11 protein-coding genes are annotated in these 12,499 nt (G+C 63.7%); 6 read left to right on the forward strand and 5 right to left on the reverse strand.

The genetic code is table 11. The annotated features are described in order from the left end of the window. The 3 genes from B3D39_RS18215 to B3D39_RS18225 all read right to left on the reverse strand — a co-directional run. Nucleotides 1-525 (reverse strand): ABC transporter permease (locus tag B3D39_RS18215; RefSeq protein WP_414718035.1); only part of this gene is annotated, 525 nt, incomplete at its 3' end. A gap of 75 nt (nucleotides 526-600) precedes the next feature. Continuing rightward, nucleotides 601-1,866 carry an ABC transporter substrate-binding protein gene (locus tag B3D39_RS18220; protein WP_274962176.1) on the reverse strand — a complete coding sequence of 422 codons (1,266 nt, stop codon included), beginning with the start codon at nucleotides 1,864-1,866 and terminating at the stop codon, nucleotides 601-603. A gap of 31 nt (nucleotides 1,867-1,897) precedes the next feature. Further along, the gene (locus tag B3D39_RS18225; protein ID WP_274962175.1) at nucleotides 1,898-2,872 is read right to left on the reverse strand and encodes an ABC transporter ATP-binding protein; all 975 of its coding nucleotides are present in this window, start codon (nucleotides 2,870-2,872) and stop codon (nucleotides 1,898-1,900) included. 228 nt (nucleotides 2,873-3,100) lie between these two features. Here B3D39_RS18225 and B3D39_RS18230 point away from each other — a divergent pair, with 228 nt between their 5' ends. The 4 genes from B3D39_RS18230 (at nucleotide 3,101) to adh (ending at nucleotide 9,253) form a co-directional block, all read left to right on the forward strand. Beyond that, nucleotides 3,101-3,787 carry a GntR family transcriptional regulator gene (locus B3D39_RS18230; protein WP_078550232.1) on the forward strand — a complete coding sequence of 229 codons (687 nt, stop codon included), beginning with the start codon at nucleotides 3,101-3,103 and terminating at the stop codon, nucleotides 3,785-3,787. Then, a complete protein-coding gene (locus tag B3D39_RS18235; RefSeq protein ID WP_274962174.1) occupies nucleotides 3,784-4,602 on the forward strand; it encodes a GNAT family N-acetyltransferase in 819 nt (272 codons plus the stop codon). Before B3D39_RS18230 ends, B3D39_RS18235 begins: the two co-directional genes overlap by 4 nt. 482 nt (nucleotides 4,603-5,084) lie before the next feature. Next, nucleotides 5,085-7,460 carry a S8 family peptidase gene (locus B3D39_RS18240; RefSeq protein ID WP_286789940.1) on the forward strand — a complete coding sequence of 792 codons (2,376 nt, stop codon included), beginning with the start codon at nucleotides 5,085-5,087 and terminating at the stop codon, nucleotides 7,458-7,460. Nucleotides 7,461-7,726: 266 nt separating this feature from the next. Then, nucleotides 7,727-9,253, forward strand: coding sequence for an aldehyde dehydrogenase (adh, locus tag B3D39_RS18245; protein WP_078540815.1), 1,527 nt, complete (start codon nucleotides 7,727-7,729; stop codon nucleotides 9,251-9,253). Nucleotides 9,254-9,356: 103 nt separating this feature from the next. On the opposite strand, the gene B3D39_RS18250 is transcribed toward adh, so the two are convergent. Further along, nucleotides 9,357-10,250, reverse strand: a complete 894-nt coding sequence (locus B3D39_RS18250; RefSeq protein WP_274962172.1) for an AraC family transcriptional regulator — start codon at nucleotides 10,248-10,250, stop codon at nucleotides 9,357-9,359. Nucleotides 10,251-10,358: 108 nt separating this feature from the next. After that, nucleotides 10,359-11,243 carry a tRNA (adenosine(37)-N6)-dimethylallyltransferase MiaA gene (miaA, locus tag B3D39_RS18255; protein WP_274962171.1) on the reverse strand — a complete coding sequence of 295 codons (885 nt, stop codon included), beginning with the start codon at nucleotides 11,241-11,243 and terminating at the stop codon, nucleotides 10,359-10,361. Nucleotides 11,244-11,361: 118 nt separating this feature from the next. Between miaA and pyrH the strand changes: the two genes are divergently transcribed. Continuing rightward, nucleotides 11,362-12,093: a UMP kinase gene (pyrH, locus tag B3D39_RS18260; RefSeq protein WP_078550242.1), complete on the forward strand. Its 732-nt coding sequence runs from the start codon at nucleotides 11,362-11,364 to the stop codon at nucleotides 12,091-12,093. An 89-nt stretch (nucleotides 12,094-12,182) separates the two neighbouring features. Beyond that, nucleotides 12,183-12,499, forward strand: a 317-nt coding sequence (locus tag B3D39_RS18265; RefSeq protein WP_286789941.1) for a ribosome-recycling factor, incomplete at its 3' end; no start/stop codon positions are given.

The following is a 12,499-nucleotide window of genomic DNA, read 5'->3' on the forward strand; positions in this document are numbered from 1 at the left end:
GAAGATCGGCACCACCATGAACAGCGTGTAGAGATGCACGAAGGCGAGGATCACCGAGAAATCGGAATAGAGCAGCCACTCCAGCGGCTGGTCGATCACGCCCCATGAGATCAGCGTCTGGTTCGCGATGCCGTTGCGCCCGAGAAACGGGATCCACGAGATCATGCGGATGATGTTCGAGGTCCAGAACGGGATCGTGCACAGCAAAAACAGCGCAATCTGCATCGTCTGGCTGCGGATGTGAAAGGCGAGGTAATAGGCGACGGTGAAGCCGATCGCGAGCGTCATCGCCCATGTCAGGAAGGCGTATTTGAAGGTCGCGGCGAAGACCTTGTAGGTCACGGGCGAGCCGAACAGGAACTCGTAATTCTCAAAGCTGAATGCGGGGATGATCGAAAACTCGGTCGCCTGCCAGAAGCTGACGATCACGATAGTAATGATCGGCGCGACCAGAAAGCCCAGCAACACCACCGTCAGGGGCGCCGCCTGCAACCATCCCGTCACTGTCTCGCGGGTCACTTTCATCGCGATCCTGCCCTTCGACTTGGCTCAAATATCCTCGGGGGGTGTGGGGGGCAGACAGCCCCCCACCTTCGTTCATCACGAGGCGATGAACTCGTTCCACTTACGAACCATGTACTGGTTCTCGTCCATCACGGCGTTCCAGCATGCGACATGGCCCATGCGGTCGTAGAAGGAGCCGCCGTCGCGGGTCTCGCCGGCTTCGGCCAGCTTGTCGCCGGTCGGGCTGGTGATGACATCCGTCGCGGGTTTGCCTTCGAACCAGTAGCCCCACTCGTTGTCGGACATGAAGTCCTTCGAGGTTTCCGGCACGGCCGAGTAATAGCCCTGACGCATCAGGTAGCCGCCGACCCAGCCCGAGAGATACCAGTTGATGTACTCATAGGCCGCATCGAGCTCCATGCCCGAGAGCGACTTGGACAGGCCGAGACCGCCACCCCAGCTGCGATAGCCCTCTTTCAGCGGCTGGTAGACACAGTCGATGCCGCGCGATTTCACCGCGGTGATTGCGGGCGACCACATCGACTGGATCACCACTTCGCCCGAGGCCATCAGGTTCACGCTTTCGTCGAAGGTCTTCCAGAAGGCGCGGAACTGGCCGTTCTTCTTCGCCTCGGTGAAGATCGCCATGGTCTTGTCGATCTCTTCGCGGGTCATGTTGCCCTTGTCGCCATACTGGATCTCGCCCATCGCCTCGCAGACCATGGCCATGTCCATGATGCCGATCGAGGAGATGTCGAGGATCGAGGCCTTGCCCTTGAACTCCGGGTTCAGCAGTTCGGTCCAGCTTTCAATCGGGCGACCGATCAGGTCGGGACGGATGCCCAGCGTGTCGGCGTTGTAGATGGTCGGGATCAGCGTCATCCAGCCGGTTTCACTCTCGGCGAAGGTGGTGCCGCCGGGGCCCTCGACGAAGCCCACGGTCGAGGGCGCGGTGCCTTGGGCGATCTCGCTCTCGGGCGTCAGCTTGCCGGATTTGAAGATGCCGACGATCTTGTCGTAATTTTTGATCTTCGAGGTATCCATCGCCTGCAGGTTGCCGGTCGGCCAGACCTTCTTGCAGATCCAGTATTCGATATCGGCGATATCGAAGCTGTCGGGCTGAGTTGCCGCGCGCTGGGTCACCGCGTCGGAATCGAGCGCGGTCATCTCGAGCGTGAAGCCGAGGTCTTCCTTCACCTTGTTGGCCACGTCATTGAGGTTCGACACGCCCGTGCCGAACTGGCGCAGCGTGATGTTCTTGATTTCCTGCGCCCAGATCATCGGCGCCGGGAAGGCGGAGGCGCCAAGCGCGGCCGCCCCGGTTTTCAGAATCGAGCGGCGGGTATAACCGGTTTTCGACATTGTCACTTATCCCTCTGTTGGAGTGTCGATTTCAGGCACGGAGGCGGTGCAGCCGCCCCTCATCCCAAGCAAGACGCACTTGCTCGCCCGGGTTTATGTCGTTGGAATAGAAGGCCTCGTCGCTCATCAGCGCGATGATCGGTTCCTGGCCCTCGGCCTGGGCGGTCACCGCGACGCGGTCGCCCTGATATTCGATCGCGCTGACCGTCGCGGGCATCCCCTCGGGGCCAAGCCGCACCGCATCCGAGCGGATCGCATGGAGCTGCCCGTCGAGCGTGACCACGTTGTGGCCGCCCATGAAGCGCGCCACGAATTCGGTCCGAGGCGTGTTGAACACCTCGCGTGCGGGTCCGGCCTGTTCGATGACGGCATTGTTCATGACCACGACCTCGTCGGCGAGCGCGAGCGCCTCGTCCTGCCCGTGGGTGACATGAAGGAAAGTGATGCCGAGCTCGCGCTGCAGCCGCTTGAGCTCGGCACGCATCCGCACCCGCAGGAAGGGGTCGAGCGCGGAAAGGGGTTCGTCGAGAAGCAGAACTTCCGGTTCGGTGACCAGCGCGCGCGCCAGCGCAACGCGTTGCTGCTGCCCGCCGGAAAGCTGAGTCGGAAGACGCTCGGAGAGATGCGCCATATCGACGAGTTCGAGAAGCTCCATCGCCTTGGCATGGCGCGCGGTCTTGTCGACGCCCTTCATCCGCAGCGAGAACGCGACATTGTCCTTGACCGAGAGATGCGGAAAGAGCGCGTAGTTCTGAAACATCATCGCGGTGCCGCGCTTAGCCGGGGGCAGGGCGGAGACATCAACGCCGTTTAGGCGGATCGCGCCCTCGCTCACGCTTTCATGGCCTGCGATCATCCGCAGGGTCGAGCTCTTGCCGCAGCCCGAGGGGCCGAGCAGGCAGACATAGCTGCCCGGCGCGAAGACATGGTTGATCGCGTCCACCGCGACCGTGTCGCCGTAGCGCTTCGTCAGATTCACCAGCTCGAGATCATGTGCCGTTCGCATCGCATCGCTTCCCTTCGATCTGGGTTCAGCCTTCGGTGCGAACCGGACAGCTCGCCATCATTTTTCGAACTCACGGTGCCGTGAATCCGACCTTGCCTCGGATTTGAGCAGAAAAATTTTCCGCATGCGCAAAATTGCGACACAACATTGTATACAATATGAGTCGATACGATCCACCTTGTCCTCCGAGGATCGCCCGGGGCATCGTGTGAACGAAAGGAACTCAAGATGAACGATCCGCTCCCCGCCGCCCCAATGCCCGATACGATCGCCAATGATCTGGCGCTCGCGATCCACGAGCATCGTCTGATGCCGGGCACCAAGCTGTCGGAAGAGGAACTGGGGGAGATCTATGGTGTCTCGCGGACCATCATCCGCGCCGCGCTGCAGCGGCTGGCCCATGACCGGCTGGTGGAGCTGAAGCGCAACCGCGGGGCCTATGTCGCGCAGCCCACTGTGCGCGAGGCGCGCGAGGTTTTCGAGGCGCGCGCTCTGCTCGAGCCGCGCACCGCGCGCTCGGCCGCCGAGCGGATCACCGAGGACGACCTCGCTGCCCTTCAGCGCCATATCGACGAAGAGCACGCGGCGATCGACGATGGCGAGGCGGGCCGGGCTCTCTTTCTCTCGGGGCAGTTCCACCTTGAGATCGCACGGATTGCCGATCAGGCCACGATCACCGAATTCATCACCCAGCTGGTCGCGCGGTCTTCGTTGATCATCGCGCTCTATTGGCACCGGCGCGGGGCCCTGTGCGAAAGCCATGCCCACCATGCCCTGATGCGCGCCTTCGCGGAACGCGATGCCGACTTGGCGGAGGAGCTGATGAAAAATCACCTTCTCGACCTCCTCAGCTCTCTCGACTTGCGAAACCGCACCTCCGCTCCTGCCAGCCTGCGCGAGGCCTTGGGGGCATGATCCTGCGCAATGCCGATCTGTCAGAGTTGGAGACGGTTCTCGACTGGGCCGCCGCCGAGGGCTGGAACCCCGGCCTCGCGGATGCCGAGGCTTTCTACACAGCCGATCCCCAAGGGTTCTTCGTCGCGGAGGCGGATGGCGCGCCGGTGGCTGCGATCTCTGTGGTCAATCATGATGCGAAGAATGCGTTTCTGGGGCTCTACATCTGCAAGCCCGAAGTCCGGGGGCAGGGCATCGGGTTCGCCCTGTGGCAACATGCGCTGCGCCATGCGGGAGATCGCAGCGTCGGCCTCGATGGCGTGGCCGCGCAGCAGGACAATTACGCGCGTTCCGGGTTCCGACGTCAGGGCGCGAGCTTGCGGCTGACGGGGGTGCTGTCACGCGAAGACGACACGGGCATCGTGCCGGCCGAGCCCTCTGACCTGGAGCACCTCATTGCGCTTGATGCGCAGGCATCTGGCGTACGGCGCGACGCTTTCCTTCGCCGCTGGCTCGCGCCCAGCCCATCTCGCCAGACGGTCCGGCTCAGCGATGGCACAGGCTTCGCGACCGTGCGGCAATGTCGCGAGGGGCTCAAGATCGGGCCCGTCATTGCCGAGCGGAGTGACGATGCGATGCGGCTGGCGCGCGCCGCGGCAAACCGGTTTCCGACCGCGCCGGTTTCGATCGACCTGCCGGACAGCAACGCGATGCTCAGGGCCCGTCTGTCGGAGTGCGGCTTCACCCCGGTTTTCGAGACGGCGCGCATGTATCGCGGCACCGCTCCGAAGACGACGGCATCCTTGCAAGCCATCGCAACGATGGAGCTCGGTTGAGCGCAGATCAAAGCGGTTCAGTCGCGGGTCATTTGGGCGCCTGGTCTCGCATAGATGCGCGCGGTTCGCTCAACGTCGCGCGCCGCGGTACGCGACCCGCTACGCTGCAGATTGTGCCGAAAGGGGGCAATGCAACCCGACCGAGTGCCGCGATGACGTTTCAATTGTTCGTGTATCCGAAGCGACCGGCATGCTTGCGAGGCGCAGCGCATCCGACCTCCTACCATCTGCGACTTCGTGAAGTAGGGCCAAGAAATATTGAGATTTCGCGCCATGTCTCCTGCGTTTCCAAGCGCGCCCTGTTGAATTTTCCGAGGGCGCCCTGCGTCGCGATCGACACATGCCAGCGCGTTTAACCGATGCTTAACTCAAGTGTCGTTGAAGCAAGGGGAGAAGCACAGTATCGCTGAGGCTATCCAGACAAAAAGAAGACCGGACCTCCGCGAAGCAGGCATTTTTCCGCGAAAGGGATCTTGATGACGATGGGACGTATTCTGGCGGCGACGGCTTTGACCTCGCTTGCCGTCACACAGGTGCATGCACAGGATCTCACTCAACGGATCGCGCTCGCGGGTCGCACGGCGGTCTCCTACGGTCTCGCGCAGGCTCCCGCCGCCGCGCCCGGTTCGCCTGATACCACTTCGGGAAATACTGCGGATACTGCCGCGGCCAGCACGACATCCGTGACCGGCTCCAACAGCATGCTCTTGCTCCTTGGCCTCGGTGTGGTGGGGCTGGCCGCCGCTGCGGGGGGAGGAGGAGGTGGGTCCTCGAGCTCATCCGGCTCCTCGAGCAACACCCAGCCGCCGCCCTCGGGCAACGCGCCGTATACCGGCACTGGCGGCAGCGTTAGCAGTTTCGAGACCGACGAGTATTATGCAAGCGGCGGCCTTGCGCAGACCGAGGCAGCGTATCGCTATGCCGAGGGGGCCTATGGGCTGGGAACGCTCGTGTCGATCTACGATTCCGGCGCGGATGTGACCCATCCCGATCTCGCTGACAACATCGATGGCGCGCTCTCCTACAGCTATTTCGACAACACCTCTGATGTGACCGACACCGACGGGCACGGCACGCATGTGGCCGGGATCGTTGCCGGTGTGCAGAACGGGCAGGGGATCGAGGGGATCGCCTGGGGGTCCAAGCTGATGATCCTGCAAGGCGTCGGAGGCTCGGTGCCTGCGGGCAGCTACGCCGATGCGGTCACGCGCTCGGTCAATGCCGGTGCGGTCTCGATGAACAACAGCTGGGCCTATGTCGACGGCAATAACAAGACGCTCACGATCGACCAGTTTTCGAGCGCCGACCAGATCCGCCAACAGCTTGGGGCGGCCACTATCGACTCGCTCGACGCGGCGGCAAAGGCGGGCATGGTCAGCGTGTTCGCTGCGGGCAATGACGGTGGAGCCAATCCGAGCCTGATGGCGGGCCTGCCGGAGTATTTTCCGGAAATGGAAGGCTCGATCCTTGGCGTCGTGGCCGTGGACAGCAACCACCAGATCGCGAGTTTTTCCAACCGCTGTGGCGAGGCGATGAATTACTGTCTCGCCGCGCCGGGCGTGGATATCCTCTCGACCTACCCGAGCTATCTTGGAAGCGATTACGCCTATATGAGCGGGACCTCGATGGCGACGCCCTATGTCACCGGCGCGGTCGCGGTGCTCAAGAGCGAGTTCCCCGAGCTCACCGGTCAGCAAATCGTGCAGATCCTCGAAAACAGCGCGACCGATCTCGGTGCGGTGGGGATCGACCCGATCTATGGCTGGGGCGAGCTCAATCTCCGGCAGGCTCAGGCACCGGCCGGAACGCTGAAAGTCGAGACGACGAGCTCGCTCGACGGTCCCTCCGTGCCCGCCACCCAGAGCACGATCAGCGCAACCCGCGGTGTCGCAGGCGCGCTGCGCGCGACACTCTCCAATCAGCGGATGATCGTCACGGATGCCTATGATCGCGGCTATCACGTGGCGGCGAGCAGCTTCGTGGCCGACTATGCCGATGCCCGCGCCGCGCAGGCCTCCACCGAGACTTTCGCGATGGGGGCGACCGCTCCGGTCAATTTCAGCGCAGGCACCGGTACCCTGTCGCTGTCACATGGCGACAGCTCCGCGATTGCCGGAACGAAATGGGTCGACAGTGCCGCGATGGCCGCGCCTTATTTGAAATCTTTCGACACCGACTCCGCGCTTCACTACGAAATCGGTCTCGGCGATGGCGTGTCGGCCTCGATTTCGCAGGCAGGCGGCGGCGCGGGCGATGTTAGCTCGCAATATATCGCCGGTTCGCTCAATGCCCGGTTCGGCGCCAGCACGCTTTCGATGACCGTCGGCAACCTGCACGAAGACGGCGGTTTCCTGGGCACCTCGGTGGGGGGCGCGTTTGGGGGTGGGCTTTCGAGCAATACCCATTTCGTACAGCTCGGGATGAATGTCGCTCTCGGCGACGGGGCAACTCTCGAGCTTACGGCCGCGAATGGCAGTTCGGGCTTCTCCGGGAACGGTTTGCTCCAATCCGGGAGCGGGCTGAGGTCGAACGCCTATGCCATTGGCCTGAGCAAGACCGGTTTTCTGACCGGAGACGACCGCCTCTCTGTCGGGGTTTCTACGCCGATCGCGCTGGCCTCGGGGAAATTGACGATGAGCGTTCCGACCGCTGTCGGCGCAGCCGTCGGAAATACGCGCTCCGAAAAGGTCGTGATGACGACAGCCTCGGTGAATATCGAAAGTGCGGCCCCTCAGCCCGACCTGCAGATCGGCTATTCGCGCAAGGCCGGGATCGGGCGACTCGGTGCGGGGCTCGTCTACGAGCCGGGGCAGAGTTCGGCGATGGGGGTTTCGCTGGGATGGACGGCGCGTTTCTGATCCGGCTCGGGCCGTCCCCGAACGACTTGCCGTCGTGAAATCCACGTGTCTCAGGACTTCGCTTCCTAGCGCGCGCGACAAGCGCTGTCATCGAAATTCTCAGCGCCCCTGTAAATCCTCAATGCTGCGTCTGCACCTGTCTCAGGCGCGAGACAGATGATGCATTCCACCAGCGCAGACCGGCTATGCGCAGGGCGCGCGGTTAGGCAGTCTGATCTCCATGGCGCGCGGCCCTGTCGGCTGCGTTCAATCTGGGAGGAAGACCAATGGCCAACGATATGGCACCTGAATTCAAGGGCGTTTCGGTTTCGCCGTTCCGCGACCGTTATGACAACTTCATCGGCGGCAAATTCGTGCCCCCGAAAAACGGCAAATATTTCGACAACATCACGCCGATCACCGGCGGCAAGGTCTGTGAAGTCGCCCATTCGTCGGCGGAGGATATCGAAGCCGCGCTCGACGCCGCGCATGCCGCGAAAGACGCCTGGGGCAAGACCTCGGCTGCCGAGCGCTCGAACGTGCTTCTCAAGATCGCCGACCGGATCGAGGAAAATCTCGACCTGATCGCCGCCGCCGAGACCTGGGATAACGGCAAGCCGATCCGCGAGACCACGGCGGCCGACATTCCGCTCGCCGTCGACCATTTCCGCTATTTCGCGGGCGTTCTGCGCAGCCAGGAAGGCACGATGTCGGAAATCGACAACGACACCGTCGCCTATCACTTCCACGAGCCGCTGGGCGTCGTGGGCCAGATCATCCCGTGGAACTTCTCGGTGCTGATGGCGGCGTGGAAACTGGCCCCGGCGCTGGCGGCGGGCAACTGCATCGTGCTGAAACCGGCCGAGCAGACCCCGGCGGCGATCCTCGTGGTGATGGAAGTCATCGCCGACCTGCTGCCCGATGGCGTGCTGAACATCGTCAACGGCTATGGCGCGGAAGTCGGCGCGGCGCTCGCGAGCTCCTCGCGCATCGCCAAGATCGCGTTCACCGGCTCCACCGCGACGGGCCGCAAGATCATGCAGGCCGCGACCGAGAACCTGATCCCGGTCACGCTGGAACTGGGGGGCAAATCGCCCAACATCTTCTTCTCGGACGTGATGGCCGAGGATGACGCCTTCCTAGACAAGGCGGTCGAGGGCTTCGTGCTGTTTGCCTTCAACCAGGGCGAGGTTTGCACCTGCCCGAGCCGCGCGCTCATTCAGGAAGACATCTACGAGAAGTTCATGGAGCGCTGCATCGCTCGCGTCGAAGCCATCAAGCAGGGTGATCCCCGCGCGATGGAGACGATGGTCGGTGCGCAGGCCAGCCAGGAGCAGCATGACAAGATCATGTCCTATCTGAGCATCGGTCGCGAAGAAGGGGCCGAGGTGCTGACCGGCGGTGATGCCGCGCGCTTCAACGGCGATCTGGCGAACGGCTTCTACATCCAGCCGACGATCCTGAAGGGCCATAACAAGATGCGGGTCTTCCAGGAGGAAATCTTCGGTCCGGTGGTGTCGGTCACGACCTTCAAGGACGAGGCCGAGGCGCTCGAGATCGCGAATGACACGATGTACGGCCTTGGCGCCGGTGTCTGGACCCGTGACGGCTCGCGTGCCTATCGCTTCGGGCGCGGGATCGAGGCCGGTCGCGTCTGGGTCAACAACTACCACGCCTATCCGGCCCATGCGGCCTTCGGCGGGTACAAGCAGTCGGGCATCGGTCGCGAGACCCACAAGATGATGCTCGATCACTACCAGCAGACGAAGAACATGCTGGTCAGCTACAACCCGAACAAGCTCGGGTTCTTCTGATAGGGTTTACCTCCCCAAACCCCGGGCCGCGTCTGCAAAGGCGCGGCCCTTTTTTGTGTCGCGGGGTCGGATGGATCGGACAGGTGGTCTGTCCCGGCGGGGGTCAACTCGCGCGGCGGAAGGCGTTCGGCGTGCTGCCGGTTCCGGCCTGAAAGGCGCGGGAGAAATAGCCCGGGCTGCGATAGCCCAGAAGCTGCGCGATATCCTTGATCGGAACAGGCGTGTCGCGCAGCAGGCGGCGCGCCTCGTAAAGGCGTCGTTCCTGCATCAGTTCCAGCGCCGATTTCCCGCAGGCATCGCGGCAGGCGCGCGACAGATGCGTGGGTGTGACGCCCAACTCGCGCGCGATATCCGCGACCGGGGTGCCCGCGCGATACTCGCGTTCGACCAGAACGGCGTAGCGCGTGACCAGACGGCGCGCAGCACTCGGGCGGATCGCCTCGTTCGCGTTGCTCGCGATCTGTCGCTCGAGCCAGACGCTCAAGAGGCCCAGATGGCTGCGCAGCGCGCGGTCGGCAGCAGGGCGCGTGCTTTCGCTTTCGCGCTGGATCGCCTCCAAGATCGAGCCGATCTCGCCCTGCGCGATCGCTTCGCGGATGCGCAGGTGATGGGCGGCAGGCGGCAGAGTGATGTCGGTGTCGCGGCCGAAGAACAGGGCCTGACCGTGTGTCTGGTTGGAAATCTCGAAGCCGTGCATCACGCCCGGCGGAATGAAGATCGCGTTATTGGGGCCGTAGCCGCGGGTCACGCCGCCCAGCGTGATCCGGCCTTGCCCGCGCGAAAACCACAGCAGGCAGGGCTCGGAATGGGCGCGCATCGCCTCGACCCGCCAGCGCCCGCCCTTGGCGAGATGGGCAATCTGCACCAGCCGCGGCTCACTCGGAGGGCTCGGCAGGTCGGTCGCGGTCGGCGCCGGGCCGGGCGTGCCGCTTGTACCGGGCTTCACGGTTTTGGCCTGCGACATCTGGGAGAGGGGCGGTGTCGAAAAGAGCTTCACGATGCTTTGATCCTACGCGATTTCGGCGGGAGGATAGCCCGCAACTCTCGCGTGAACCAAGGAATTTTCCACAGAAGCCCGGGCGCCCAGTTGCCGCGGGGTCACAGTCTACGTGATCTTGTGCCACGCCTTCATGCGGCCACGAAACCAAGTGCGCTGGCGCTTCGCATATTGGCGACTTGCCGCTTGTGCGCGCTCTCGCGCCTCGCTCAGATCGAGCTCTCCATGCAGATGAGCGATCAATTCCGGCGCCCCGATCGCCTTCGCCCAGAGCGCGTTCGGATCCCAGATCGGCTCCACCGCGCGGACCTCGTCGAGCGCGCCTTGTTCGAGCATCAGATCGAAGCGGCGGTCGATGCGCTCGGCCAGCCAGTCGCGATCCGGATCGAGGTGAAGCGGCGCCACGGCGTCGAGCGGCAGGAGGGGCGGCGGGGTGCGGGCCTGCCACGTGGCGAGCCCCTCACCGGTGGCACGCAGCACCTCCCAGGCGCGCTGGACGCGCATCGGGTTCTGCGCGTCGATCTTCGCGCGGGTCGCATCGTCGAGCTCGTCCAGCATCCCGGCATGACCCTCCGAGAGCCGCCGCTCGTCGGCCTTGGCGCGGATTTCCGGCGGCGTTTCAGGGATTTCTGCCAGGCCTTGCGTCAGGGCGGTGAAATAGAGCCCGGTGCCGCCCACGATGATCGGGCGCGGCCCGCCTGCGTGGAACGCCTCCAGATACGGGGTGACGTCGCGCAGCCAATGGCCGACCGAATAGTCGGCGCCGGGATCAAGATGACCGTAGAGCGCATGCGGCGCGCGGGCCTCTTCCTCGGGCGAGGGGCGCGCGCTCAGCACCCGCCAGCACGACCAGACCTGCAGCGCGTCGGCATTGATCACCACGCCGCCCTCGGCTTCGGCAATCGAAAGCGCCAGCGCCGATTTTCCGCTCGCCGTCGCTCCCGCGATCAGCACGGGCGTTCGCGGCGATATGTCGGGCAGGGCAGGCGGCATCGGCGGCTCTTGCAGGCTTTCTGGCGGGCTCGGGGCTCTACGCTTTCGCAAGAGGTTGAACCCCGGCTCTATTTGGATCATTTTGCGCGCCAATGACAACAGCCCATCGGAGGATCAGATGAGCACCGAGACGCATCCCGCGGCCAAATACAATCGCGTGCTACTGAAGATCTCGGGTGAGGCGCTGATGGGCGATCAGGGCTACGGCCTGCATCCGCCGACCGTCTCGCGTATAGCGCATGAGGTGAAATCGGTGCGCGATCTGGGCGTCGAGATCTGCATGGTAATCGGCGGCGGCAACATCTTCCGCGGGCTCGCGGGTTCGGCTCAGGGGATGGAGCGCACGACGGCCGATTACATGGGGATGCTCGCGACGGTGATGAACGCGCTGGCGATGCAATCCGCGCTGGAAGGCCTCGGCGTTTTCACCCGCGTGATCTCGGCGATCCCGATGGATCAGGTCTGCGAACCCTATATCCGCCGCCGCGCGGTGCGCCACCTCGAGAAGAAGCGGGTCTGCATTTTCGCAGCCGGCACCGGCAACCCCTATTTCACGACCGATACCGCCGCCACGCTGCGCGCCAACGAGATGTCCTGCGAAGCGATCTTCAAGGGCACCAAGGTCGATGGGGTTTATGACAAGGACCCGGTGAAATTCGACGACGCCAAGCGCTACGACACTGTCAGCTACGATGAAGTTCTGCAGAAGAACCTCGGCGTGATGGATGCTTCGGCGATCGCGCTCGCACGCGACAACAACAAGCCGATCATCGTGTTCTCGCTTGACGAGCCGGGTGGCTTCCGCGGCATTCTTGCAGGCGAAGGCACCTACACCAAAGTGCAGGGCTGAGCGCCGCGCGACGGTCACAAATGCTAGTTTTCGCCTGCGAGCTGCGCTAAAGCTCGGCCCGAGGCTCAACAAGAACGGGGAAATACCCAATGTCCGACGATTTCGAGATCGACACCGATGACCTTGCACGCCGCATGGATGGCGCAATGAGCTCGCTCAAGCATGAATTCGCGTCGCTGCGCACGGGCCGCGCCTCGGCCTCGATGGTGGAGCCGGTTCAGGTCGAAGCCTATGGCCAGATGACCCCGATCAATCAGGTCGGTACCGTGAACGTGCCCGAGCCGCGGATGGTCACGATCAACGTCTGGGACAAGTCGATGGTCGGCAAGGTCGAGAAAGCGATCCGCGAATCCGGTCTGGGCATCAACCCGCAGACCAACGGCACGATCATCATGCTGCCGATCCC

Source organism: Thioclava sp. UBA3469 (assembly GCF_002378135.1).
GTDB lineage: Bacteria > Pseudomonadota > Alphaproteobacteria > Rhodobacterales > Rhodobacteraceae > Thioclava > Thioclava sediminum.

Bases quoted from the DNA above. Each gene is read 5' to 3' on its own strand.
- B3D39_RS18220 (WP_274962176.1), bottom strand. From the start codon at position 1,866: ATGTCGAAAACCGGTTATACCCGCCGCTCGATTCTGAAAACCGGGGCG.
- pyrH (WP_078550242.1), top strand. From the start codon at position 11,362: ATGAGCACCGAGACGCATCCCGCGGCCAAATACAATCGCGTGCTACTG.
- adh (WP_078540815.1), top strand. From the start codon at position 7,727: ATGGCCAACGATATGGCACCTGAATTCAAGGGCGTTTCGGTTTCGCCG.
- B3D39_RS18225 (WP_274962175.1), bottom strand. From the start codon at position 2,872: ATGCGAACGGCACATGATCTCGAGCTGGTGAATCTGACGAAGCGCTAC.
- B3D39_RS18230 (WP_078550232.1), top strand. From the start codon at position 3,101: ATGAACGATCCGCTCCCCGCCGCCCCAATGCCCGATACGATCGCCAAT.
- B3D39_RS18235 (WP_274962174.1), top strand. From the start codon at position 3,784: ATGATCCTGCGCAATGCCGATCTGTCAGAGTTGGAGACGGTTCTCGAC.
- B3D39_RS18240 (WP_286789940.1), top strand. From the start codon at position 5,085: ATGGGACGTATTCTGGCGGCGACGGCTTTGACCTCGCTTGCCGTCACA.
- miaA (WP_274962171.1), bottom strand. From the start codon at position 11,243: ATGCCGCCTGCCCTGCCCGACATATCGCCGCGAACGCCCGTGCTGATC.